This window comes from Bacillus sp. ISL-39 (assembly GCF_018613295.1).
Taxonomy (GTDB): domain Bacteria; phylum Bacillota; class Bacilli; order Bacillales; family Cytobacillaceae; genus Mesobacillus.
Genome location: NZ_JAGGQM010000031.1, coordinates 39,370 through 63,498, shown reverse-complemented (window position 1 = coordinate 63,498; position 24,129 = coordinate 39,370). Strand labels below are relative to the sequence as shown.

General features: G+C 43.0%; 23 protein-coding genes and 1 pseudogene. 10 read left to right on the top strand and 14 right to left on the bottom strand.

The window, feature by feature from the left end; translation table 11 throughout:
• Positions 1-165: 165 nt before the first annotated feature.
• Both J7E37_RS20355 and J7E37_RS20350 read right to left on the bottom strand, forming a co-directional pair.
• Positions 166-1,575 carry a SpoVR family protein gene (locus tag J7E37_RS20355; protein ID WP_214781704.1) on the bottom strand — a complete coding sequence of 470 codons (1,410 nt, stop codon included), beginning with the start codon at positions 1,573-1,575 and terminating at the stop codon, positions 166-168.
• A gap of 68 nt (positions 1,576-1,643) precedes the next feature.
• Positions 1,644-1,967 carry a DUF3889 domain-containing protein gene (locus J7E37_RS20350; protein WP_214781702.1) on the bottom strand — a complete coding sequence of 108 codons (324 nt, stop codon included), beginning with the start codon at positions 1,965-1,967 and terminating at the stop codon, positions 1,644-1,646.
• A 189-nt stretch (positions 1,968-2,156) separates the two neighbouring features.
• Here J7E37_RS20350 and J7E37_RS20345 point away from each other — a divergent pair, with 189 nt between their 5' ends.
• Positions 2,157-2,411, top strand: a complete 255-nt coding sequence (locus J7E37_RS20345) for a YhdB family protein (protein WP_214781700.1) — start codon at positions 2,157-2,159, stop codon at positions 2,409-2,411.
• 142 nt (positions 2,412-2,553) lie between these two features.
• Here the strand turns inward: J7E37_RS20345 and J7E37_RS20340 are convergent, their stop codons facing one another.
• From J7E37_RS20340 to J7E37_RS20330, 3 genes are all read right to left on the bottom strand, one after another.
• On the bottom strand, positions 2,554-3,276 hold the full coding sequence (locus J7E37_RS20340) for an SDR family oxidoreductase (RefSeq protein ID WP_214781698.1): 723 nt from the start codon (positions 3,274-3,276) through the stop codon (positions 2,554-2,556).
• Positions 3,277-3,316: 40 nt separating this feature from the next.
• Positions 3,317-5,062: a phospho-sugar mutase gene (locus J7E37_RS20335; protein ID WP_214781696.1), complete on the bottom strand. Its 1,746-nt coding sequence runs from the start codon at positions 5,060-5,062 to the stop codon at positions 3,317-3,319.
• 526 nt (positions 5,063-5,588) lie between these two features.
• Positions 5,589-7,127, bottom strand: a complete 1,539-nt coding sequence (locus tag J7E37_RS20330) for a bifunctional GNAT family N-acetyltransferase/carbon-nitrogen hydrolase family protein (protein WP_214781694.1) — start codon at positions 7,125-7,127, stop codon at positions 5,589-5,591.
• A gap of 283 nt (positions 7,128-7,410) precedes the next feature.
• Here J7E37_RS20330 and J7E37_RS20325 point away from each other — a divergent pair, with 283 nt between their 5' ends.
• Positions 7,411-7,848, top strand: coding sequence for a disulfide oxidoreductase (locus J7E37_RS20325; RefSeq protein ID WP_214781692.1), 438 nt, complete (start codon positions 7,411-7,413; stop codon positions 7,846-7,848).
• 1 nt (position 7,849) lies between these two features.
• Positions 7,850-8,320, top strand: a complete 471-nt coding sequence (locus J7E37_RS20320; RefSeq protein WP_214781690.1) for a thioredoxin family protein — start codon at positions 7,850-7,852, stop codon at positions 8,318-8,320.
• 65 nt (positions 8,321-8,385) lie between these two features.
• Here J7E37_RS20320 and J7E37_RS20315 read toward each other — a convergent pair whose 3' ends face one another.
• A complete protein-coding gene (locus J7E37_RS20315) occupies positions 8,386-8,784 on the bottom strand; it encodes a YhcU family protein (protein ID WP_214781688.1) in 399 nt (132 codons plus the stop codon).
• 187 nt (positions 8,785-8,971) lie between these two features.
• Here J7E37_RS20315 and J7E37_RS20310 point away from each other — a divergent pair, with 187 nt between their 5' ends.
• On the top strand, positions 8,972-9,892 hold the full coding sequence (locus J7E37_RS20310) for an RluA family pseudouridine synthase (protein WP_214781686.1): 921 nt from the start codon (positions 8,972-8,974) through the stop codon (positions 9,890-9,892).
• A gap of 512 nt (positions 9,893-10,404) precedes the next feature.
• Here the strand turns inward: J7E37_RS20310 and J7E37_RS20305 are convergent.
• The 4 genes from J7E37_RS20305 to J7E37_RS20290 all read right to left on the bottom strand — a co-directional run bounded on the left by J7E37_RS20305 (position 10,405) and on the right by J7E37_RS20290 (position 12,959).
• Complete coding sequence (locus tag J7E37_RS20305; RefSeq protein ID WP_251009788.1) at positions 10,405-10,662, bottom strand: GlsB/YeaQ/YmgE family stress response membrane protein; 258 nt, start codon at positions 10,660-10,662, stop codon at positions 10,405-10,407.
• 459 nt (positions 10,663-11,121) lie between these two features.
• On the bottom strand, positions 11,122-11,949 hold the full coding sequence (locus tag J7E37_RS20300; RefSeq protein WP_483297227.1) for an aldo/keto reductase: 828 nt from the start codon (positions 11,947-11,949) through the stop codon (positions 11,122-11,124).
• A gap of 288 nt (positions 11,950-12,237) precedes the next feature.
• Positions 12,238-12,621, bottom strand: a complete 384-nt coding sequence (locus tag J7E37_RS20295) for a DUF302 domain-containing protein (protein WP_214781680.1) — start codon at positions 12,619-12,621, stop codon at positions 12,238-12,240.
• 155 nt (positions 12,622-12,776) lie between these two features.
• A complete protein-coding gene (locus J7E37_RS20290; protein ID WP_214735779.1) occupies positions 12,777-12,959 on the bottom strand; it encodes an H-type small acid-soluble spore protein in 183 nt (60 codons plus the stop codon).
• A gap of 149 nt (positions 12,960-13,108) precedes the next feature.
• Between J7E37_RS20290 and J7E37_RS20285 the strand changes: the two genes are divergently transcribed.
• From J7E37_RS20285 to J7E37_RS20275, 3 genes are all read left to right on the top strand, one after another.
• Positions 13,109-14,929, top strand: coding sequence for a dihydroorotate dehydrogenase (locus J7E37_RS20285; RefSeq protein ID WP_214781678.1), 1,821 nt, complete (start codon positions 13,109-13,111; stop codon positions 14,927-14,929).
• A gap of 374 nt (positions 14,930-15,303) precedes the next feature.
• Positions 15,304-16,605, top strand: a complete 1,302-nt coding sequence (locus J7E37_RS20280; protein ID WP_214781676.1) for an NCS2 family permease — start codon at positions 15,304-15,306, stop codon at positions 16,603-16,605.
• A gap of 171 nt (positions 16,606-16,776) precedes the next feature.
• Entirely contained in the window at positions 16,777-17,352 is a 576-nt protein-coding gene (locus J7E37_RS20275) for a YitT family protein (RefSeq protein ID WP_214781674.1), read from the top strand.
• Between the two features lie 139 nt (positions 17,353-17,491).
• On the opposite strand, the gene J7E37_RS20270 is transcribed toward J7E37_RS20275, so the two are convergent.
• Complete coding sequence (locus J7E37_RS20270; protein WP_251009793.1) at positions 17,492-18,844, bottom strand: L-cystine transporter; 1,353 nt, start codon at positions 18,842-18,844, stop codon at positions 17,492-17,494.
• 238 nt (positions 18,845-19,082) lie between these two features.
• Positions 19,083-19,307: pseudogene (locus J7E37_RS22550) on the bottom strand (glutaredoxin family protein); the annotation flags it as partial.
• 419 nt (positions 19,308-19,726) lie between these two features.
• Between J7E37_RS22550 and J7E37_RS20260 the strand changes: the two are divergent.
• Complete coding sequence (locus tag J7E37_RS20260) at positions 19,727-21,001, top strand: sensor histidine kinase (protein ID WP_214781670.1); 1,275 nt, start codon at positions 19,727-19,729, stop codon at positions 20,999-21,001.
• Between the two features lie 15 nt (positions 21,002-21,016).
• Here J7E37_RS20260 and J7E37_RS20255 read toward each other — a convergent pair whose 3' ends face one another.
• Both J7E37_RS20255 and ytvI read right to left on the bottom strand, forming a co-directional pair.
• A complete protein-coding gene (locus tag J7E37_RS20255) occupies positions 21,017-21,196 on the bottom strand; it encodes an H-type small acid-soluble spore protein (protein ID WP_214781669.1) in 180 nt (59 codons plus the stop codon).
• 78 nt (positions 21,197-21,274) lie between these two features.
• Positions 21,275-22,306, bottom strand: a complete 1,032-nt coding sequence (gene ytvI / locus J7E37_RS20250) for a sporulation integral membrane protein YtvI (protein WP_214781667.1) — start codon at positions 22,304-22,306, stop codon at positions 21,275-21,277.
• Between the two features lie 355 nt (positions 22,307-22,661).
• Here ytvI and J7E37_RS20245 point away from each other — a divergent pair, with 355 nt between their 5' ends.
• Both J7E37_RS20245 and J7E37_RS20240 read left to right on the top strand, forming a co-directional pair.
• Positions 22,662-23,306, top strand: a complete 645-nt coding sequence (locus J7E37_RS20245) for a DNA-3-methyladenine glycosylase (RefSeq protein ID WP_251009787.1) — start codon at positions 22,662-22,664, stop codon at positions 23,304-23,306.
• Positions 23,303-23,830, top strand: a complete 528-nt coding sequence (locus J7E37_RS20240; RefSeq protein WP_214781665.1) for a D-glycero-alpha-D-manno-heptose-1,7-bisphosphate 7-phosphatase — start codon at positions 23,303-23,305, stop codon at positions 23,828-23,830. The genes J7E37_RS20245 and J7E37_RS20240 overlap by 4 nt, the downstream gene beginning before the upstream one ends.
• Positions 23,831-24,129 lie beyond the last annotated feature (299 nt).

Here is a 24,129-nt window from a genome sequence, read left to right as displayed (position 1 = left end):
TGCAAACTTGTCTCTTTATAATGAGAAAAGAGCTTGCATACTTAATACCGACCAGCAAAATGGCTTTATATACGCTAAAATCGGCTTTAGGATTTTAACAACAATCTTACGAAAACAGCCTTACAAAAATAATTAAAAACCGCTGGAAATCAGCGGTTTTCTTGATTATAAATATTTGCGATGGATCCCTTTTCCATCATAGGTGTATAGCATTGCCCTGCTTTCGACCATTGTTTCGATATGGCATTTCCTGCCCCATAGCTGATGGACGTATGGAAGGACTTTTTCAAGGTACTTAATGTCGAGCTCGATCCCCTCGAAGCTGTGTGTTATATATAACTCTCCATTCTTAAGATAATCGCCATCCGTTACGGTCAAGTATGGGAATCCCCCATTCACTCTCATGCTGACAAGCTGGTCTCGAACCTGTTCCCACGCTTTATCGACGACTTTATATTCACGTCCTTGTTTTTGGAAGAGGTACATATCTTCACGCATGACAAGGTCCTTCGTCAAGTAATTGCGTAAAAATGAAATATCCGATTCGATTTCGCGGACTTCAAACATTTTCTCCCGGCCTGACCCCGGCTTTACGCCTCGCCGCTTCATTTCCTCAGTCGGATGGTTATAGCGCTCTTCGATGTCCTCGAAAATTTTAATCCCTAAATAATATGGGTTGATTCCCGTCTTTGATGGCTGCACGACTCCGGCATTCAATTTTGCGAACTCGATTGCTTCGCCGCTCGTCAGATCCATTTCCCTGAGAATCCGTTGATGCCAGTATGAAGCCCAGCCTTCGTTCATGATTTTCGTTTCAAGCTGCGGCCAAAAATAAAGCATTTCCTCACGCATCATTGTTAGGATATCCCGCTGCCAATCCTCCAGCTCGCGGCTATAACTTTCAATGAACAATAGCAGATCTTTCTCTGGGCGCGGCGGGAATTTCTTCTTCTTTATCTTCTCTGTTGATTCCGTCTTTTTGGATTCAAGGTTCCAAAGATCATCATACGGAGTCGCTATTGTCGTTGGTTCATCCTCAAAATTATCTTCGGCAGACCATGCGAGCTTCGGCCTCATCAACGATGGATCGATATGCTCTTCGATGGCTAGCACCGCATCAAGGAAAGACTCCACCGCTTGTTTTCCATGCTCGATTTCATATTTACGGATTCTCTCAGCTGTTGCCGCCATGCTTTCAACCATATCCCTCTTCGTATTCTGGAAACGGACATTGTTCTTAAAGAAATCACAGTGGGCAAGGACATGGGCAACGATTAACTTGTTCTGAATCAGCGAATTCGAATCTAACAAAAAGGCATAACATGGATTAGAATTGATAACCAGCTCATAAATTTTTGAGAGACCTAAATCATAATGGAGCTTCATTTTATGAAACTGTTTGCCAAAGCTCCAATGAGAAAACCTTGTTGGCATTCCATAAGCGCCAAATGTATAGATGATTTCTGCAGGACATATTTCATACCTCATCGGATAAAAGTCCAGCCCAAACCCTTTAGCGATTTCGGTAATTTCAGAAATGGCATATTCCAGTGACTTCTGATCTTCCGACACCATCTCTCCCCCTTTCACCTCTTACAACAATGTATGAGAAATAAAGGAGAATGATGAACAGGTTAGAAACTTTACTGCTGGTGCTGCTCAGTCACTGTAAGACTCAACAACCTTTCATTTTTTAAATCGTGGGCTACTTGCACCGTCATAATAACAGGTTTTCCGTCGACACTGACCTTGTATTGAAATGAGTCGAGTACCTGTCGATCATCTATTTGCTTTCTGCCCTTATACTTATAATCCTGGACAGCTTCTCCTGGATATTCCTCCTTGATTACAGCAGTAGCGATCCGTCCATATTTTTCATAGTCCGGCCTTTGCGCATGAATATCAACTCTCTGGATCCCCAGTAACAAAATCAACAATACAGCCATGGTGAAAAAATACTTTTTCATCGTACACTCCTTTTTGCATACCAGCTTGGTAAACCCATATCGAAATGTAGTCAATCCTGATCATTTCTGCGTACAAATATACAGGTAAAACTTGAAAAACCCAGTAAACAGGGGCGTCCAACATTTTCTGAGGAAGTTACGGCGCCAAATCCATATAATATTATCAACTCCTCATAAGGAGGATTGGATATGAAGAAATCGGATTACGATCGGGCTCTATATTACACGCACCGATCCCAATGGGATAACCTGCTCATCCTTATGGTCAGGACAGAGGACCAGTTCCTGGCCAAAAAGATCGAACATTTTCTCCACGCTTACAACTTTGAAAAAGATTATGCTGTCATTGAAAAGCGCCTGTATTCCCTGCTCAGATATATCGACCACGCAAATGAAGCCGCCGGCGATGACTACCTGGAAACCGCTGTAACCGGCTCGATTTAACCATGAGAATTCCACCAAAAAAAATAACACGGTCACCTATATTAAGGTGCCGTGTTTATTATTTTTTATGCTGATTTTTACTAGTAATTATTTGGCTTGTTACTCACTACCCGCTTCATTTTTTTGCTAAATCCCACCTTAATCAGGCAATCGGATAATTCTGTACAAGCGGGTGAATGACAATTTCATCAATAAGCATATGTTTAGGAGCGGAAGCCATATAGACAACTGCGTTTGCTATGTCCTCTACCTTCAGCCAGTCATGTTTTTCCGGAAGCCCCTGCTTTGAGTCAGCAAAATAAGTATCAACCATTCCAGGGTTAATGGTGCCAACGCGAATTCCAAACTCCCTCACTTCCTGGGCAAGTGCCCCGCTGAAGCCCTGGACAGCATACTTTGAAGCTGTATAAGCACTTCCATTAGGAATCGTGTATCTGCCTACATCAGAGGAGATTGTAATGATGGTCCCCGATTTACGTTCCTTCATATGTGGAAGTACGGCTTTGGCGCCAAGGAATACACCTTGTACATTAACTTCAAAAAGCTTTTTCCATTCATCAACCGTGACTTCTTCTGCCAGTTTGAAAAAGCCGATACCGGCATTATTGACAAGTACGTCAACCTGGCCGAATGCTTCCACCGTTTTTTCAACAAGGTTCTTCACCTGCTGCTCATCGCTGACATCGGTTTGGACCGCTATGACATCTGAAAAACCTTTCTGTTTCATTTCATCCGCTGTCTGATTGATTTCTTCTGAGCTGCCTGCGATCACGAGCTTCATTCCCTGCTCAGCCAATTTCACGGCTATTTCCTTGCCAATTCCTCTTGATGCACCTGTGACGATTGCTACTTGTTCTTTTAACATTTGATTACTTCCTTTCTTGCTGAAGTTCTAAGGTTGTGATTTACAAGTTCTTTGCAGCTTCCATTTTCTTTTCAACTGCCTCCATGAAATCCTGTTCGATTTTTTGAAGCTTCTGCTTGCTTTCTGCCAGGCTCTTGTCGTTCACACCAAAATAAAACTTGATCTTTGGTTCCGTTCCAGACGGGCGAAGGCACATCCATGTACCATCCTCAAGATAGTATTTGATAACATTTGAAGAAGGAAGCTGGATTTTTTCTTCCTCGTTGCTCTCATTCATTCTTATACCTGTTAAATAATCTTCCACAGTGGTAACCTTCAATTCACCGAGCTGTCTAAGAGGATTCTGGCGGAAGACCCCGAGCGTTTTCTGGATTAATTCTGCGCCCTCTTTTCCTTTCAGCGTCAGGGAACGCAGTCCCTCCTGATAATAACCGTATTCTTCAAATACACTGAGCAGAGCTTGGTACAAAGACATGCCCTTCTTCTTATAATATGCGCAAACCTCGACAGCAAGCATCGCCGCCTGGACTGCGTCTTTATCACGGGCAAAGTCCCCGATTAGGTATCCATAGCTTTCTTCATAGCCAAACAGGAATTTATACTCCCCTGATTCTTCATATTGCTTGATTTTTTCTGCGATGAACTTAAAACCGGTCAATACATCGATTGTATTAACCCCGAAAGATGATGCGATTTTGCGTCCAAGTTCGGAAGTTACGATTGTCTTGAACACTGCACCATTGGCTGGGAGTGTTTCCTTCTCCTGTTTTTGCGTCAGGATATAATGCAGCAGCAGGGCTCCTGTCTGGTTTCCTGTCAGCACAACATACTCCCCATCCGAGTCTTTTACAGCGATACCGAGCCTGTCTGCATCAGGGTCCGTTGCAATGAGTACATCAGCATCGATTTTCTTCCCTTCACGGATCGCAAGCTCAAATGCGGCAGGCTCTTCAGGATTCGGGCTCTGAACTGTGGAAAACTCAGGATCCGGAAGCTCCTGCTCTTTCACGACCGTGACGTTCTGGTATTTCAGGTTCGTCAGGATATTGCGCACAGGCATATTGGCAGTCCCATGCAATGGTGTGAAAACCACTTTCACATCGGCTTCATCTGCCAGCGTTGGATTTTCGGATATCGTCATAAGCTTTTCAAGATAAGCGCGGTCCACTTCGGACCCAATCATCTTAATCAAGCCTTTTTCCTTCAACTCTTGCTCTTCCATTACCTCGATTGCCAATTCATTTTCAATCTCGTTTACCTTTGTGATCACTTCATCCGCACTATCTGGAGGCAGCTGTCCGCCATCAGGGCCATAAACTTTATAGCCATTATATTCAGGCGGGTTATGGCTGGCAGTAATGACGATTCCTGCATATGCATGCAGGTGCCGTACTGCGAATGAAAGCTCCGGTGTTGGCCTTAATTCTTCAAAAACATATGTCTGGATGCCGCGGGTCGCCAATGTCTTTGCAGCTTCCATTGCGAATTCAGGTGACTTATGGCGGGAATCGTAGGCAATTGCCACGCCACGCTGCTTCGCTTCATTTCCTTGTGCTTCTATGTATGCTGACAGACCGGCAGATGCCTTGCGCACTGTGTATAAGTTCATCCGGTTGGTACCCGCGCCAATTTCACCGCGCATTCCGCCAGTGCCGAATTCCAAATCTTTATAAAATACTTCCTCTAATTGCTGTCCATTATCCTTTAATGAATCTAGTTCGGTTTTCAGCTCCGGATCCAATCCGGCAAAACCAAGCCACTTGTCGGCTTTCTTCTTCCAATCCATTGAATGACCTCCTGAAAAATAAGATTTGAATCTTACAGCTAATTATAAAACAAGATAGGGTATGATTGATAACTTTTGTGTGATTGTTTTCGATATATTTCACTGCTTTTGCCATTAAAATGTATAATTTTAAATGTCGTTTTTTACATTAGCAGCACGAATCCACCTTATTGCGATTTCTTTTTTTATTTCGGTTGATCAGCGGGTTTGATTTTTCCATTATCTTGTAAAAATCGAGTGTGCTGAAAGCAGCTGAGCCAATTGGAAAAATTATTCTCTTAATCTTCGGCCATAATCTCCCGAATAATACCGTTAATCATCCGAAACATTGTGCTAATTGCCCGGACCAAAGGGTTAATTGCCCGAAAAAAAGGGTTAATCCCGCCGTCACCCTGCTTAAGGTAAAACTGGGAGCATACCCCTGTACACTTCTGTACACTTATTTCATTACCTTAAAGCCACTCCAAAAAGAACGCAAAAAAACACCCGGGGAATCAGCTCTATTCCCCAGGTGCTTCACCTTATCTTACTTCTTATACTGAATGCGGTAAATATCATGCCTGCGGTCTTTGAGTTGGCGGACTGTCCCATCCTGGCGCTGGCGGCGGAGGATTTCCAGGTCAACATCGCCGATCATGACCATTTCGATATTTGGATTGGTTTCGCCGACAATGCCGTCCCTGGCGAATTCAAAATCAGATGGCGCGAAAATCCCTGACTGGGCATATTGGATATCCATGTTTTCTGTTTGCGGCAGGTTGCCAACCGTACCCGAAATGACCGTGTACACTTGATTTTCGACCGCTCTCGCCTGGGCACAGTAACGAACCCGCAGGTAACCCTGGCGGTCTTCGGTACAAAACGGTGTGAAAATGATTTTGGCTCCCATATCAGTGGCGATCCTCGCAAGTTCAGGGAATTCGATATCATAACAAATTTGAATCGCAATCTTGCCGCAGTCTGTATCGAACACCTTTAATTCATCGCCGCGGCTGATGCCCCACCATCTACGCTCATTTGGCGTGATATGCAGCTTGTATTGCTTATCGATTGTTCCATCTCTGCGGAACAAGTAAGAAATATTGTAAATCTCATCGTCTTCTTCTTTTACCAAATGCGAGCCTCCGATGATGTTGACATTGTAGCGGACAGCCAGGTCGGTGAACAGCTCGATGTACTGCTCGGTATATTCAGTCACCCTGCGTACCGCGAGCGAGGGTGATTTTTCATCCATGAATGACATAAGCTGTGTCGTGAAAATTTCCGGGAACACGGCAAAATCAGAACCGGCATCTGATGCAACATCCGTAAAGTATTCAACCTGGTGAGCCAAATCTTCAAATGACTTGATTTGTCTCATCATATACTGGACAACGCATATCCGGACAGGATTGCTGGTCTTATAGAATCTTTTCGATTTTGGCTGATAGTCTACATTGTTCCATTCCATCAATGTCGCGTATTTATTCGACTGGAGATCATCCGGCAAATAGTTCGGGTTGATCCTCATCAGAGTGAAGTCGTTCCTCAGCTGGAATGAGAGAACCGGATCATAGATTTTATGGGAAGCGACCTGCCGGACATATTCTCTTGGTGACATTTCTTCCGCGTGCAAATGGTAATTTGGGATCCTCCCGCCGATAATGATACTTTTCAGATTCATTTGCCTTGCGAGATCCTTCCTTGCTTCATACAAACGGTAGCCAACTTTCATCCTCCTGAATTCAGGATGGGTCATGACTTCTATTCCATATAGGTTATATCCATCTGGGTTATGGTTCGTAATATAGCCTTCATCTGTGACATCATCCCAGCTGTGGCGGTCATCATATTCATCAAAGTTTATAATCAGACTCGAACAGGAGCCAACTACTTTCCCATCATATTCTGCAACGAATTGGCCTTCTGGAAATACGTCAAGATGGCTCTCAAGCTGGTCCCGCTTCCACGGATCCATTCCAGGAAAGCAGCTGTTCTGCATCTTGATGATCTCATCAATATCCTCTTGCTTCGTGTTGCGGATGATCATTCTTTTTTCAAATTTGGACAAATCCAATTCACTCATATAAATCTGCATCCTTTCTGTCATAAAAAAAATCGCTATTATTAGCATTTACTTACTATGTATGTAAAAAAACAAACTAGCCTCTAAATCATCATCATATTCCTATACCCTAAATCGATTGGTTATAACTCTTTATTTAGCTTCTCCCTTTGTATTGGGAAAAATTATTTCACATAATGTTAATTGAAATATTTTATTACATTCCTTAAGATGTAATGAGAGGTAAGTGTTTCTTTTATATAAAGTGTTTAAATAGAGATTATCTGGCTTAGGGGAGATTAGCTTGAAAGAGACGAAAAAAGATTCAAGGGAGTCATATTTATTTACGGCCTGGGCTGCGTCGATCATTGCCATGTTCGGCAGTCTGTATTTCTCAGAAATCCGGCAGTATGAGCCTTGTCTGCTGTGCTGGTATCAGCGAATCCTGATGTATCCTTTTGCCTTGATACTAGGAATAGCAGTTGTTAAAAAAGATTATAAGATTACCTTTTATACGATGATTATGGCAGCTGTCGGCGGGTTGATATCGCTGTACCATTATTCATTGCAAAAGGTGCCGTTCATGGCTGACAATGCTGTTACTTGCGGAAGGGTTCCTTGTACAGGCCAATATATCAACTGGCTTGGTTTTATTACCATCCCATTCCTGGCACTTACTGCATTCATCATTATTTTTTCATTAAGCCTGCTGGTCTGGAAGAAAACGAAGGAGGAAGCGTAACTTGAAAAAGGTCATTGTTTTTCTATTAATTATCATTGCATTATTCGCAGCATTATTTTTTCTGAATAAGGCGCAAAATGAGGAAAAGGCTGAGGGGAATCCTTACGGGAAAGACACACTTCATCCTGAAACCGTCAAACAGCTGGATGATCCGAACTATCAAAATATCATCCTGCCTGAAGAACTGGAGAAAAAAATTGAAAACGGCGAGGATGTTACCGTCTATTTCCACAGTCCGACATGCCCTCACTGCGTTCGCACCACTCCGATTGTTGCACCTTTGGCAAAGGATATGGATGTAGATCTGGTTCAATACAACCTTTTGGAGTTTGAACAAGGCTGGAATGATTACGGAATCGAATCGACTCCAACCATTGTACAGTACAAGGATGGAAAAGAAGTAAACAGGATCGTCGGCTATCAGGAAGAAGCGACTTTCGAAAATTGGTTCAATGAGAATACATTAGAATAATGAAAAAACGCCTGCAATTCGCAGGCGTTTTCATATGGATTTAGTTTTAATGCTCCCCAGTCAGCTTACAGTAGCAGTCTATTGGCAGCTTTCGTATAAGTACTGATATAATCTAGATGAACATGCTTGGAATCAGAAAATTGACTGTAATTAAACGGGAAACAAATTCCGTAGTCTGTCAATGTCTGGACATTTTTACGGAACATCGACTGATATTTTTCAGGAATATGGCCAGACTCCAAAATAGAGATCAATGTCTGCATGCTTGTGATAACATGGAAAGCTGCTCCAAGTGTACTGAATCTCTCGAACTGTTCGGGTCTCGTATGTAAAACTTCAAGCCTTTCGAATTCATGAATGTCTTCATCCGTAAAGTACAATGGAAAAATATCAGTGTAAAAATATCTTGCCAGTTCTACCACTTTCTCTTCTTGTCCGGGTGTAGACGCAAATACAATTTTCAATGATCGACCCACCTTTATACCCTTTGTAATCTATTCGTAATATATATACCTAGAATAACATATTCATTCCAATTAACTGGGTGGTAATTATGCCCATGCATGCGGTAAAAGTTGACAGACTCTTCTTCAATGCAAACAAGTTTTTTACCGTCAACTCAATAAAATTTAATAAAGTCAGGAGATCAATATGATACATACAAATAAAAAAGGCGAATGGTGTGAACTTGTCATTCCCGATGAATGGGAAAAGCATACTCTGGAAACACTTTTCAAGGATTTTTGGAAAGCTCCAAAAAAATCTGTTCATCTTTTGAGAATGGAAAAGAACGTCCTGATTAACGGAAATGTTCCCGATTGGACAATTCCCCTTAAAAAAAATGACCGCTTAAGCTTGAAGCTTTTTACTGTAGAAGAGCAGACTGTCCATCCTGAATACTTGGACGTTGATGTCCTTTATGAAGATGACCATCTGATTGTATTCAATAAACCGTCAGGAATGGATACCCATCCAAACGAGAGCGGCCAGGGTGGTACTCTGGCGAATGGTGCTGCGTTTCATTTGCAGTCAAATGGTGAAGTTACCCGGCCGCGTCATATACACAGGCTTGACCGTGAGACAACCGGTGCTGTACTTTTTGCGAAAAACCCGCTCATTACAGCCATTCTCGATAAAATGCTGGAAGAACGCGCAATCCAAAGAACATATTTAGCTTTGGCTGACGGAATCATCAGTCAGAAAAAAGGAACAATCAATAAACCAATCGGCCGGGACCGGCATCACCCAACGAAAAGAAGAGTCTCGGAGACAGGCCAGCACGCCATCACTCACTTCAAAGTATTAGATAAAATCAAACATAAAAACCTTACCTTGGTTCAATGCTCTCTTGACACCGGCAGGACCCACCAGATCCGGGTGCATTTCAGCGCGATTGGGCATCCGCTTGCTGGAGACTCCCTGTACGGCGGAAGCGATACATTTCACAGACAAGCTCTGCATGCAGTAAAAATGGAATTCACCCACCCGTTCACAAAGGAAAAAATAATATGCCACGCACCTTTTATCGACCAACCGCCGATATTTTTTAACATTGATCCTTATGAGATTTAAATTTTATTATGAAGTGCATAAATTTCCAGAACAAAAAGCGCAAGCGCCTCGTTCAGCCCCGACAAGCGCTGCCCGCCTATGACGCCACGTCCTGTCGCTGGCAGATCTAGCACATCGTGTGCCTCGGAGGGCCTGACATTGAAGTCGTTCTTTAACTTCATTTGCAGGACCGAACTCGAAAAGTATAGCCGACTGCTTAGAAACGCAGAAACTGGAGACTCCGACAAAGAAGCGCTTTTTGCTTCTGCCGGCGGAGTTGAAGTTTCGGAGTTTCTAGGAGGCGACACTAGACAATTCGAAAAGAGGAGGCGACTGCCCATCTCCGACAAGCGCTGGAGGGCCTGACAGTGAAGTCGTTCTTTGACTTCATTGGCAGGAACGAAGCGTCTCGAGGGGCTAGGCGCTGGAGCTGGATTAAGACAAACCCACATGTAGTTATCCAGACAAAAATGCTTTTATAATTTCCTATACAACAAAAAAAATCCTTCCGGATTCGGAAGGATTTCTTTATATTAGTCAGCTTTACGCATGCTCTTCAGTACAAGGCTGACGATGAATACCAATGCAATCGCACCAATCAATGCCGGGATAATCGCAAAGTCAGCAACTACAGGTCCCCAGTCTCCTAAGATTGCTTGTCCAATCCAAGCACCCACGAAACCAGCGATGATGTTACCGATGATGCCGCCAGGAATATCTCTTCCCAAGATCAATCCTGCTAACCACCCAATAATACCACCGATAATTAATGCCCAAAGAAAACTCATCATAATGTAATTCCTCCTTAAAAAGTAGATGTATTTTACAAGTAGTAATAGTGCTAAGGGGTTTTACACCCTTTTAAAGAGTTCAAACTGCAGCGAAGTAAAAACTAGCCTTTGCTGATTTTAGTTGCTTCCCGGGAGCTAACCAGCTTGCTCTAACATTATCTTACCTCAAATATCATGGTGTTAAACCAGGCTGTTCTGCAGTTGAACAAGCAGCAGTCTAAGATGTTGAATCGTGTTGCTTTCTGCTTGTACACCTACATTACCACCCAATGATTATTTTAAAACCTACCGGGATTTAATTATCCCTCTAACACCTGTCAGAACGCAGTTTTCTCTTTCCTTTTAATGTATCCATTTTCACAAATAAAAAAACGGACTGATTGGAATTCAGCCCATTATCTCCAAAAATATACATTGTATAGATTCGCTTGTACCAGCATCATCCTGCATTTAGCTCCTTTAAAAATCAATATGGTCTGGATCGGCACCAAAACGCTGGTCCTTATTGAGACCATTGATCTCCTCCAGTTCTTTTTGATCCAGCTTGAAATCAAATATATCTGCGTTTTCTTTTAACCTTGACGGTTTGACTGATTTAGGAATCGGGATAATATGATTTTGCATGTGCCATTTTAAAATAACCTGAGCCGGAGTCTTGGCGTGCTGTTCCGCAATCTTCCCCAGCACAGGATCATCAAGGAACCTTCCTCTGGACAATGGGGACCATGCCTCTACTTTGATGTCATTTTCCTGACAGAAATTCCGCAGGTCGGCTTGCGACAGCAAAGGATGGAGTTCGACTTGATTGATTACTGGCCTTTCATTGCAATGGCTTAGAAGATCCTCCAAATGGTGTATTTTAAAATTGCTGACACCAATTGCCTTCACCCTGCCTTCCCGATACAGTTGCTCGAGAGCACGCCATGTGTCCAGGTATTTGCCTTTAACAGGCCAGTGGACGAGATATAAATCTAGATAATCCAGCCCTAACCGATCCATGCTTTCATTAAAGGCTTTAAGCGTATTGTCATAACCCTGTTCAGAATTCCAGACCTTCGTTGTGATAAATAAATCTTCCCTCGGTATACTGCTGTTGCGGATAGCTCTTCCTACACCTTCTTCATTCTGGTAAAAAGAAGCTGTATCTATCAGCCGATATCCGAGATCCAGCGCTGTCTGGATTGTTTCCTCGATTTGTTCTCCTCCCTCGACCTTATAAACACCGAGGCCAAAAGCCGGTATTTTCACACCATTATGTAATGTATGAGTATCAAAAATGCTCACAATAATCCGCCTCCTTTTAGTCCATTTTATCCCTCGGCAAAGTTTAAGACAAATCAAAACGGCTGCCAAGCTGACAGCCGCCAAATCTATATAAACGGCTCAACAGCCGAAATTTTTTTGAATTAGTGTTTAAGTTCCCGGCAAAAATTTGTCCTAAACAGCCGGACAATACTTTTTTTAAAATGGGCTTATCTCCTTTTTCAGGACGCATAAAAAGCCCGGGAAAGACTCCCGGACTTCAGTAGTTTGAAATTATTGAACTCAATAGCAACAAAGTTTGAGAAAAGTGCCTTACTTAATATTATCAATTGCTCCGATCAACCTTTTTTCAATGTCTGCAGCAATAGCTTGCAGGTCATCATTTTCCACAAATTTAATCAATTCAGTTGGTTTTGGCAGGCCGACCTTGGTCGTATCGTTCTCTTTATATACTACAATTTTACAAGGGAGAAAATAGCTTACGATAGGATTCTTTTCAAGTACCCTTTTTGCTTCATGCGGATTGCATACTTCAAGGATGATATAGTCACCGTCAAGTTCCACACCTTTACCCGCGAGTGTCTCCTTCATATTCAGGGACCAAAGGACACCAAATTTCTCTTCTTTCAAGCTTGTCTCAAGGGCAGATACTGCTTCATTCATTGACTTGTCCACTTCAATTGTATGATGGAACATTTTCATCTCTCCTTTCGATTTTAAAAAATACCTCTCTTTTATAGCAGATAAACCACTATAGGTATTATAAGTATTGTGCCATAGAGAAAAACCGCCGTACACTATTTTGCATTCCGGCGGTCTGCGTCCATATAGTCTTTATAGAGGGACGGTGCTTAAGATCTCTCGTGAAGCTCGGTAATTTCGACAGTTGTCCTTTCTTCCAGCGGCCCGCGCAGGTGGACAGTCGCGGTGCGTCCATCTTCATTTAAATGATCAATCCACACAGATGCACCGTTATAAGTGACATCTATTTCCGCTGATGATGAGAGTATTTGTTTTACACGATTCAAATCCATGTTTGTTACCTCCGCAATCATTTTTTTCTCCCCTATTTTAGCTTGAAGTATTTCTTTTTATTCGCACATGAGAATTAAATGGGCTATCTGTCCCGGAAATGATAAAGTACGATAGAATAAAGATAAAGCCATAAAATCTGGAGGTCATTATGCCTGATTGGTCCTATCACCCATTATTTAAACCATGGCTGCCTATTTTGCCAGGGAACACAGGACGGGAATTCATTCATCGCGGGATGTCCCTCCTTTCACAGCTACCCGGTGGCAGGCCATTCATCGAATTTCTTGGGCATATGTCTCCCTCGCAAAAATTGTCGCGAAATCTTTTTGGACTTCATTTCGATAGCCCGGTTGGGTTAAGCGGGAAGATAGACCCGAGATTGTCAGGGATCAAAGCTTTCCCAAATCTTGGCTTTGGTTCAATTGAAGTTGGTCCGATTACCGAATTTATGAGAGAGCGAAACTCAGCAGCATATCTTTCAAAAACACAAGATGCCTTGATCCTGCCTGAACATGCCGAAACGATAGGTCTTAATGCAGCGAAAGAAAAATTAACAAATGCACGGACAGTGCCTATCCTGATTCGGCTCGAGCAATCGTTAATCATTGCTGAGCATTTAAAAGATGTTGGCGATGTCTTCATAATTGAGTTTGATTCAATTGAAAGCTTCGATGCTCTCACACATATAAAAATGGTTCTTGGAAACAAACCTGTCCTTTTAGCGATCAGGCATTCGATGGTAGCTGACAATATTTTGCAGCTTAAATCAGCAAGCCAATTTACGGACGGATTTATGATTGAAGAAGACCGTATTCTAAGGGACGGCAAACAGGTCTTGCCACTTCAGCAAACAGCTGGAATAAAACATGCTCTGAACCTTATAAAAAATGAAATTGATTTACCTGTTATCACTTCCGGAGGAGTTGCACAGCCTGCCGATGCGCTCGCCCTGTTTGAAGCCGGAGCAGAGCTAGTCTTCCTAACCGGAGGCTATGTCGCCTCAGGACCCGGTTTGCCAAAAAGAATCAACGAGGCGCTCATGGACGAACTGGGAAGCGGGCAAAAAGTCCTTCCAGGCTGGATTTGGTATTGGCTGTTTGGACTATTCATCCTGATAGGAGGAGCGGCGGTCTTATTCTTCAGTTTCACAAAGGTGATCCTCTTCTATGATGAAGCATTCATGCAAATGACCAGGCTTGAATTGATGGCCTATAACCCAAATCTTTATAAATTCATGTCACATGACCGGATGACCCTGGCCGGAACGATGATTTCAGGCGGTTACATCTATATGCAGCTGGCCAGGCATGGCGTCAAATACGGCATCCACTGGACACGAAAAGCTTTCAATATCGGGGCCATTACCGGATTCCTTGGAATCTTGCTGTTCCTGGGATTTGGTTATTTTGACTGGCTGCACGGATTCTTCTGGCTCATCCTGCTCCCTTTTTATATCGCAGGCTTTATAAAGACACGCTCAGCCAATCAGTCTCCTGCTTCAAAAAATCGCACTAACAATTCTTCCTGGAAAAAAGCAGTGTATGGCCAGCTTCTGCTTGTCATCCTTGGTTTCTCTTTTGTGCTCGGCGGAATTGTGATATCTACAATTGGAGCGACATCTGTCTTTGTCGATACCGACCTGAAATATATTTGCATGACACCAGACCAAATGAATGAATTGAACAAGAAACTGATCCCTGTCATCGCCCATGACCGTGCAGGCTTTGGCAGCGCACTATTCAGTGTTGGCCTTCTGGTTTTAACGCTCTCGCTGTGGGGTTTCCATGAAGGTTCTGCCTGGGTATGGAGGACATTCCTGTTTGGAGGAATTCCAGCGTTTGCAGCCGGGCTTTTCACACATTTCTATATTGGTTATATTAATTTTATCCACCTGCTGCCTGCTTACTTCGCACTAGCACTTTACATTGGAGGCTTGTTGCTGACGAGAGATTATTTTAAAAAAAGGTGACTTTAGAGACTGCAGACAAAACCTTTAATTGGTTCCTTGTCGGCAGTCTTTTTTCATCCACTGTAAGCTGATTCTTCGGGTAAGAACGGTACCCTTATAGGGAAGCATTCCATTGCATAAGGGTATCTTTCAGCTTGATCGGTACCCTCATAGTGAAGCATTCCATTGCATAAGGGTATCTTTCAGCTTAATAGGTACCCTTTGTAATAAACCCTCTCGCATAAGGGTACAATAAGCTCATGATCGTCACCCTATGAAAATAACTCCTCTAACCTTAATTATTTGATTTTCTTTAAATTCCCCCTTGTAAAACTCCTTAAAAACGAATATTATATTTATTGTGTTTAAAAATCGTTCGTATTTTGGAGGAACTCATGTTTAAATTAAAAGAGAACAACACGAATATAAAAACAGAAATGATGGCCGGCTTAACGACTTTTTTCACTATGGTTTATATCGTCGTGGTCAATCCTATTATTCTCGCTGATGCCGGTGTTCCCTTTGAACAAGTTTTCACAGCAACAATCATCGCTGCGGTGATTGGTACGCTTTGGATGGCCTTATTTGCTAATTATCCAATCGCAATCGCTCCGGGTATGGGGCTGAATGCTTACTTTGCCTATTCTGTTGTCGGCAATAACCAGAACATTTCATATGAGACTGCGTTCGCTGCTGTTTTCATCGCGGGTTTAATATTTGTTATCTTGTCTTTGACTCCTTTCCGCGAAAAATTAATTGAAGCCATCCCGGCCAACTTAAAGCATGGTATCACAGCAGGCATTGGCCTGTTCATTGCTTTTATCGGCTTGCGCCTGACAGGGATCATCACCGACCACCCGTCAAATCTTGTTGGACTAGGTGACCTGCATTCACCATCTGCGCTGCTTGCTTTAATGGGCCTGGCCATCACGCTTGTCTTAATGGTACTAAAGGTTAACGGCGCTCTTTTCCTGGGAATGGTCGTTACTGCATTGATCGCCTTCCTCACAGGCCAATTGGATTTCAAGGAAGGTTTTATGTCGATGCCATCCCTTCCTGAAGGCATGATTGTCTTGAATCCGTGGACAGCATTGATGGATGTTATACAGAACAGCTTATACGCTGTCGTCTTCTCTTTTATCCTGGTGACAATCTTTGATACTACCGGAACAATGATCGGTGTAGCCCACCAGGCTGGATTGATGAAAGGAAATACGATGCCGCGCGCAAGAGAAGCCCTGCTTTCTGACTCGATCGCCACTGCTGCGGGTGCCATGTTCGGAACAAGCCCGACGACGGCTTACATTGAATCATCTTCAGGGGTTGCTGCAGGAGGACGTACTGGTCTTACCTCGCTAACGGTGGCAGGACTGTTCATCGCCGCTGCTTTCTTCGGGCCGCTGGTAAGCGCGGTTTCCGGATTGTCAGCAATTACTGCTCCGGCATTGATCATTGTCGGAAGCCTGATGATGGGAAGCATCTCTCAAATAAGCTGGGATGAACTTGATGAAGCCTTCCCTGCTTTCCTGATCATCCTGAGCATGCCGCTTACATCAAGCATCGCAACCGGAATCGCCCTTGGATTCATTTCCTATCCTTTACTGAAAGTTGTAAAAGGACAATGGCGTGATGTTCACCCGCTGCTTTACGTTTTTGCAGTGCTGTTCTTTTACCAGCTCGCATTCCTGCCTCACTAACATATTGAAACCAGACAGAACTTGCCTATGGCAGGTTCTGTTTATTTTTTCTGCAAAAATAATACTTGTAGATCAGTTCCATTTAATGTGAATATTACGTTTTGCTCTGAGTTCTAATGCTTGTCTTTTTACATAGAAATAATGGGAGAAGGACAAGGCTGGTGATTTAGGATGACAGGAAAAGTTCTTGCTGTACTTGTCGGAAGCATATTGCTTGGAGTTGGGGTGAATGGTTTTCTCGTCCCACACCATCTCCTGGACGGCGGCATGATTGGCATTGGGTTGATCATTCACTATTTTTATGGGTTTCCCACGGGCCTTACGATGATCCTCCTGAGTATCCCTCTATACGTATTGGCTTGGATATTGGAACGGAAATACTTTTTTCATAGCTTGAATGGTTTATTGGTATCAAGCTTTTTCATCGATCTATTCGCTCCTGTTGAAAAAGGTATTCACATGGGCATCTTCTCAAGCGCAATCCTGGGAGGAGTATTGGTCGGATGCGGAATCGGCTTGATGCTCCGCTACGAAACGAGCACTGGCGGGACGGATTTATTAGCGCAATTGCTGCATAAATTTTTTCCGGTTAATGTCGGAATCTTGATTTTCCTAATAGATGGCATTGTAGTTTTATCAGGGTTGAAGATAATTGGAATGGAAAAATTCATTTTTTCGTTGCTTACGATTACCTGTGTGGGAGTAATGACCTCATTGTGTGTGATTAAAAGGGGTATTGTTCATTAATTATTTTTCGAGTCAAAATTAATGCAGAAAGCCAGCCAAGGTTTCCTTGGCTGGCTTTCTTAATAATCACCTTTTGTACTTTGCTTACTTTCTAGCTCTAGCGCTTGTCGAGGCTGACCAAGGCGCTGACTTTTTCTCCTCAAGCTTCTGCTTCAATTTTTTGATTCATATCTGTATAGGTAGATGAATCAATTTCTTTAGTGATTCTGCTTGTGAGGATACCCGAAGTCATCGAGCCGCTCACATTTACAGCGGTACGCCCCATATCAATCAATGGTTCGATGGAAATCAGCAACCCAGCAAGAGCAACCGGCAGGTTCAACGCTGAAAGAACTAGTAGCGCCGCAAATGTCGCGCCACCACCGACTCCGGCAACTCCGAATGAGCTGATGGCTACGATCGCGATCACGGTTGCGATGAATGAAGGCGTCAATGGGTCAACACCAACCGACGGTGCAATCATGACTGCCAGCATCGCAGGATAAATCCCGGCGCATCCGTTTTGCCCGATCGATAAGCCGAAGGAACCGGCAAAGTTCGCAATCCCTTCAGGTACTCCTAGAGAGCGCTGAGTTTTGATATTTAACGGCAATGCCCCGGCACTCGTTCTTGAAGTGAAAGCAAACGCGAGAACAGGAAATGCTTTTTTAACATACGTGACTGGATTTAAACCAGCAATCGTCAGTAATAACAAATGGATGATGAACATGATTGCAAGCGCAACATAAGAAGCTGCTACGAATTTACCTAGTTTTAAAATTGCGTCAAAATCACTTAAGGCAACCGTCTTTGTCATGATGGCAAGAACTCCATATGGAGTCAGGCGCAGGATCAGCGTGACCACCCTCATGATGACCGCGTAGAAAGCATCAACGATCTTCGCAAAAAGCTCTGCCTGATCCGGGGACTTTCTCCTGACACCAAGGTAAGCGATTCCTAGGAACGCAGCGAAAATTACAACTGAAATCGTCGAAGTTGGTCTTGCTCCTGTGAAGTCCAGGAATGGGTTAGCTGGCAGGAGGTCCAGAATTTGCTGCGGCATCGTACGCCCCTCGATTCCTCCATATGTTTCCTCGAGCTTTTCTGCACGTGCCTGTTCTGCCTCACCCTGCGTGATTTGTACCGCTTCAAGGTCGAAACCGACGGCAGTGGCAATCCCTACAGCAGCCGCTACAGCCGTTGTGCCAACCAGCAGGCCCAGAATCAATGTACTGATTTTACCGATGTTATTCGTCAGCTTCAGCTTTGTGAAAGCTGCCAAAATGGATATGAATACTAGCGGCATAACAATCATTTGCAGGAACTTTACATAACCGCTTCCGATAATCGAGAACCAGTCAGTACTTTTTGTAATAATTTCGGAACCCGCTCCGTAAATGAATTGCAGTGCGAAACCGAAGATGATCCCGATTCCGAGCGCAATAAATACTCTTTTAGAAAAAGAGACATGTTTCTTTTGCATGTAAAATAGAAAAGCAATAATGCCTAGCATAACTGCAATATTTAAAATAACAAGTCCAGTGGTCACTGTCTTTCCCCCCTAATTTATCTTTCTCGAATAATATAATTCATGTATTCTTATAAGTCAACTCGGATTTAAATTGTGATCCTCCTTCTCATAGGTTTATATATTATAATTTATGTTGGTCTGAATAGTTCCATGTCAGAGAAATTTTGTCTCGATAGAAAAAGAGGGTTCCGATGCATCATCGGAACCCTCCCCTGTCTTTCTACTGCTTCAAATTTTCAACCAGTTTTTCTATTTCGCTCCTGTTATTTTCAAATCCGATCAAAACCTTTTTATCCTTCATAAAAAAGAGCTTCGTGCTTGTAAAAATAAAAGCTGGTACAATCGCAGTACCCGTCTGCTCTTTAAGTTTTTTCTCCTGTTCAGGGTCACCCTGGACATTGATTTCTTCATAAGGTATATGATTCTGCGAAAGAAACTCCTTCGCGTCCCGGCAGTCTGTTCACATTGGCCGAGTGAATACAGTTAATGAGCTTTTGGTCATTTTTTACCTCCTTAAGTATTTTGTAAAATTAGTATAACGCCAAGCCATGAGGCGTAGCCAATTATCCGCTTTTAGCTGTCTGGTTTTAGCCGAAGAATGTATTAATGCCTTGACACTATTTTGTACATAAACCTTGAATTTTCATGGGAAAACTTTAGATTATACCGCCCAACACTTGAAAAATAGTATGGCAACAGTGAACTCTTTCAGTTGCCACTAGACATCCACTTTAAGGTAAAAAAAAAGCAACTATAATTCATTTTGTGTTAAAGTAAAAGTAATATATTTGAATAATTTATCTTTTTCGTTAAATTATCATTTGATTGGAGCAGGTGGCTCCTTGTCGACTGGAGATTTAGACTATGGATCAATTAACAGTTCTTGTATTGAATCTGATCTTCATCCTGTTTACTACATTTGTGTTCCAATACATTATCGTCAACAAATTCCCTAATTTATATAGGAAATACGCCAAGATCCTCATCGTAATACTGGGTGGAATTCAAATCCTGTTTTGTATGTATTTTACGGTGATTGGCAGTACTGATTTCATCTTCGACCTCCGATTGATCCCTGTCGTCATCGGGGGCTTGTATGGCGGTCCGGCCGTAAGCGTCATGCTTTTCATAACCGTTGTACTGGCAAGGATCCCTTTTGGAGGCAACGGGGTATGGATCAATTTTTTCAACATGCTCACAATCACCATTTTAACCGTATATCTATCCAGCAAGTTCAGGGCTTTCCCGCTTACCAGGAAATTATATACTGTTGTGACGGTCGCTCTAACCTATACGGTCCTCATTTTCCTGATGAAGGCGACAGTGTTTAAACATCCGTCCGATCTTCAATTCATGTTCTTTTACGGCCTGACCCTATCCGGAGGGATATTTACCGTCACTTATTTTATTGAAATCATGATGCAAAACCAGCTTTTACATAAAGCAGTAATCAAATCTGATAAGATAGAAGTCGTGTCACAATTAGCTGCCAGTGTCAGTCATGAGGTCCGTAATCCGCTTACAGTCACACGTGGTTTTTTACAAATGTTGAAAGATCCAAGCATAGATGAGAAAAAGAGGCTTTATTACTTGAATACAGCAATTGATGAACTCGACCGTGCAGAAACAATTATCAAGGATTACCTGAATTTCGCAAAACCACAATCGAATATGGCATCATCCATCTGTGTGAAAGAAGAAATCGAAAAAGCTCTTGAATTAATCCTGCCTTATGCCAATCACTTTTCTGTAAATATAAAAAAGGATTTGATGGCAGGAATGGATGTCTCAGGTGAAGCTGCCAAATTCCATCAATGTATCCTCAATATAATCAAGAATGGCATTGAAGCTATGCCAAATGGCGGCGACCTTGTGATCAGCTGCCGTGAAATGGCAAATAACCATGTATCCATAACCATCGAAGATACGGGATGCGGCATGTCTCCACAGCAATTAGCAAAAATCGGCGAGCCTTATTTTTCAACCAAGGCTGAAAAAGGCACAGGTCTCGGGATGATGGTCGTCAATAAAATCATTCAGGAAATGGGCGGCACAGTGGGGGTAAAAAGCAAACTGAACAAGGGCACTAAATTTAAGATCACCTTGCCGCTTTATGATATAGAAAAACGGGAGACGTAAAATTCTCCCGTTTTTTCATTCCTCTATTAAATTCAAAACTGGTACGTCCCTTTCAACTTCCGGTTCTGATTTAGAATAAATCCTCGCCATTTTGCTTTTCTCATCAACATGCTGGATAATGACTGGCGTCCCATCATACGTCACATGGATCATATCTGCTGACTCAACGATTTCTTTTGCTCGGCCTACATTCATTCCTGAGTTCCTCCTTCTTGGTAACAAACATAATTTATGCTTAATCATGTTCTGCTATCCAAAAAAGTGGCCTAAATATTAAATCTTGAAATTGAGCCGGATAACATTTGCTTTTCTTAAAGTATCATAGATAATCACGAAGATTGGACCGATAAAAATCCCGGCAAGCCCGAGCAGCTTAAGTCCGATATACATGCTGACCAGGGAGGCAAGCGGCGATATGCCAAGGTTTGTTGAGTAAATCTTTGGCTCGATCACCCTGCGGACAACAGTGATGACCAGGAACAGTATGATTAATCCGATTCCCAAAAAATGATTATCCTGCAAAATGGCAATGACAGCCCAGGGCACAAGAACAGACCCTGTTCCAAGGATCGGCAGGATATCGACGATGACAATCAATAATGACAGCAGTCCTGTATATTTAACCCCAAGAATGCTAAGCCCAGCCATGGCCATGATAAAGGTGACGGCACTTAGGATCACCTGGGCTTTTAAAAAGCCAATACCCGCCTTGTTTAACTGGCTTCCTACAAGGAAAACCTTCTGCCGGGTCTCTTCCCTCAAATGAGACTCCAGCTTCATTTTAAGATTAGGAAGTTCAAGACTGAACAAGAATAACGCAATTAGATAAACCAGAAATTCAATCATGAAGCCTGGTATGGCCGTCAGCAAATTGATTGTTCCGGCAATGAATTGCTGCAAAAAAGAATCAAGTGTATTAATATTTGTTTCAATCGTCGTCTCGATCTGGCCAGTGACTTCATCCGGGAAGTTTTTCGAATAAAATTCCCACTTGCCCATCATTGGAAGTATTGCCGTTCTGTAAATATCCCTGACGAATGTAGGAGTTCGCTCAGATAAGGATACCGCCTGATGGGCAATCATCGAGACGAGGTTATAACCTATCACTCCGAGGAAGACCACATAACCGATAAATACACCAATCACAGCCTGAAGACGCTTAAATGTAAATCTTTTGATAATCCATTGAACCATTCCTTCGAGCATGACTGCTGTTAACATAGCAAAAATGAGCGGAAGGCTATAAGGTACAAGGAAAAAAATAATTACAGCAATCACTGCAATCGATAGCCATTTTTTCCACATAATATTGATACTCCCTCTAAGGAAATTAAAACAACAGAGCTTTAAAAATACTATATACCATCTTTAGGCTCTCCGCTATTTTTTTCATTAGGTCTTTTGGGCAAAGCTCTATTCTCAAACTTTGTTACTATTGATTACAAATAGGATTGATTACCTATTTTCTTCGCCAAGTTGACTCTTTTGTGAGAAAAGAGCATGCAAACTCAATACCGACCAGCAAAGTGATGTTCTATTACGTTAAAATCGGTTTTAAAATTTTAACAACAATTTTTACGAAAACAGCCTTGGGCAAAAATAATGGATGACTTTTTCATCTGCAGGGTATAGAGGTTAAAAACAGTTAATAGGAGGTTCTATGACAGATCATATGGTGAAATTCCAGGCACTTGACAATGAATTTTTTCAACAGCCCACCCTTGAATTGGCTGTTTCGCTGCTTGGATGCACTTTAGTGAAAGAATCTGAAGAAGGAACAGCTGCAGGAATAATAGTGGAGACGGAAGCCTATATTGGACCGATGGATCAGGCGGCACACAGCTACAATAACCGCAGGACAAAAAGGACGGAGGTCATGTTCCACCAGGCAGGTCTTGCTTATACTTATGTCATGCATACCCATACACTTTTCAATGTTGTCAGTGGAGAAGAAGGGAATCCAGAAGCTGTGCTGATTCGGGCAGTGGAACCCCTGGAAGGCCTGGATCTAATGGTCAGGCGGCGAGGCATGCCGGAATCCACCAATCTTACCAATGGTCCCGGGAAGCTGACAAAAGCGTTGGGCATAAAGATGTCGGATTATGGGCATCCCTTAACGAAGAAACCACTTTTCCTCACACAAGGAATTGTGCCAGACAGCATTTCATCAGGCAAAAGAATCGGCATCGATAATTCCGGGGAAGCGAAAGACTACCCATGGCGTTTCTGGATCACCGGCAACCGCTATGTTTCCCGGCATCAGAATGCTGAAAAAATCATCGTGAACAAAGGGGGATCGAAATGAAGAAAAAAGCCATATTTCTGGACAGGGACGGGGTTCTTAATGAAGTACTGTCCCACCGGGTAAAGTTCGTCAACCGGCCGGAAGACCTTTACTTGCTTGAAGGGGCAGCTGAAGCTGTCGCAGAATTAAGCAAAGCCGGCTATGAGATTTTTGTTGTCACCAATCAAGGCGGCGTAGGCCTTGGTTTCCTGAAGGAAAAGCGCCTCCAAGAAATCCATGACCATATGGTAAAGATGATCAAGGAACATGGCGGGCACATCAAGGAGGTGGCCTACTGCCCGCATAAACCAAAGTCAGGCTGCGAATGCCGCAAACCAAATGCCGGAATGCTTATTGACCTTGCAAACAGGCATGATATCGAATTGACAGGAAGTGTAATGGTCGGGGATCACGAGCGCGATATTGAAGCCGGCAAAAAGGCAGGATGCAAAACGGTCTTCATTGGGACCGAAGAAACAGCTGCAGATGAGAAGGCACCTTCGCTACAGGCAGCCGTTCCGTTAATTTTAGATCTTTTGGAATAGGGCTTACAATTGTTAAAACGAAAACGCTGCGTATGAACTGCAGCGTTTTCGGACCTTGAAGGCAGACATTAACATTGTGTGACCCAAATCTTCCGTTCTCCTCCATTTCGGGCAGAAGTTGCTCCAGCTTGTTACCGAAATCTTCCGTTCTCCTCCATTTCGGGCAGAAGTTGCTCCAGCTTGTTACCGAAATTCTCCGTTTCCCTCCATTTCGGGCAGATGTTGCCCCAGCTTGTTACCGAAATTCTCCGTTCCCCCCCATTTCGGGCAGATGTTGCTCCTTCTTGGGATCACGGCAA

Coding starts and splice junctions, on each gene's coding strand:
- J7E37_RS20355 (WP_214781704.1), bottom strand. CDS start 1,575: ATGGTGTCGGAAGATCAGAAGTCACTGGAATATGCCATTTCTGAAATT.
- J7E37_RS20350 (WP_214781702.1), bottom strand. CDS start 1,967: ATGAAAAAGTATTTTTTCACCATGGCTGTATTGTTGATTTTGTTACTG.
- J7E37_RS20345 (WP_214781700.1), top strand. CDS start 2,157: ATGAAGAAATCGGATTACGATCGGGCTCTATATTACACGCACCGATCC.
- J7E37_RS20340 (WP_214781698.1), bottom strand. CDS start 3,276: ATGTTAAAAGAACAAGTAGCAATCGTCACAGGTGCATCAAGAGGAATT.
- J7E37_RS20335 (WP_214781696.1), bottom strand. CDS start 5,062: ATGGATTGGAAGAAGAAAGCCGACAAGTGGCTTGGTTTTGCCGGATTG.
- J7E37_RS20330 (WP_214781694.1), bottom strand. CDS start 7,127: ATGAGTGAATTGGATTTGTCCAAATTTGAAAAAAGAATGATCATCCGC.
- J7E37_RS20310 (WP_214781686.1), top strand. CDS start 8,972: ATGATACATACAAATAAAAAAGGCGAATGGTGTGAACTTGTCATTCCC.
- J7E37_RS20305 (WP_251009788.1), bottom strand. CDS start 10,662: ATGATGAGTTTTCTTTGGGCATTAATTATCGGTGGTATTATTGGGTGG.
- J7E37_RS20295 (WP_214781680.1), bottom strand. CDS start 12,621: ATGTTCCATCATACAATTGAAGTGGACAAGTCAATGAATGAAGCAGTA.
- J7E37_RS20290 (WP_214735779.1), bottom strand. CDS start 12,959: ATGGATTTGAATCGTGTAAAACAAATACTCTCATCATCAGCGGAAATA.
- J7E37_RS20285 (WP_214781678.1), top strand. CDS start 13,109: ATGCCTGATTGGTCCTATCACCCATTATTTAAACCATGGCTGCCTATT.
- J7E37_RS20280 (WP_214781676.1), top strand. CDS start 15,304: ATGTTTAAATTAAAAGAGAACAACACGAATATAAAAACAGAAATGATG.
- J7E37_RS20275 (WP_214781674.1), top strand. CDS start 16,777: ATGACAGGAAAAGTTCTTGCTGTACTTGTCGGAAGCATATTGCTTGGA.
- J7E37_RS20270 (WP_251009793.1), bottom strand. CDS start 18,844: ATGCTAGGCATTATTGCTTTTCTATTTTACATGCAAAAGAAACATGTC.
- J7E37_RS20260 (WP_214781670.1), top strand. CDS start 19,727: ATGGATCAATTAACAGTTCTTGTATTGAATCTGATCTTCATCCTGTTT.
- J7E37_RS20255 (WP_214781669.1), bottom strand. CDS start 21,196: ATGAATGTAGGCCGAGCAAAAGAAATCGTTGAGTCAGCAGATATGATC.
- ytvI (WP_214781667.1), bottom strand. CDS start 22,306: ATGTGGAAAAAATGGCTATCGATTGCAGTGATTGCTGTAATTATTTTT.
- J7E37_RS20245 (WP_251009787.1), top strand. CDS start 22,662: ATGACAGATCATATGGTGAAATTCCAGGCACTTGACAATGAATTTTTT.
- J7E37_RS20240 (WP_214781665.1), top strand. CDS start 23,303: ATGAAGAAAAAAGCCATATTTCTGGACAGGGACGGGGTTCTTAATGAA.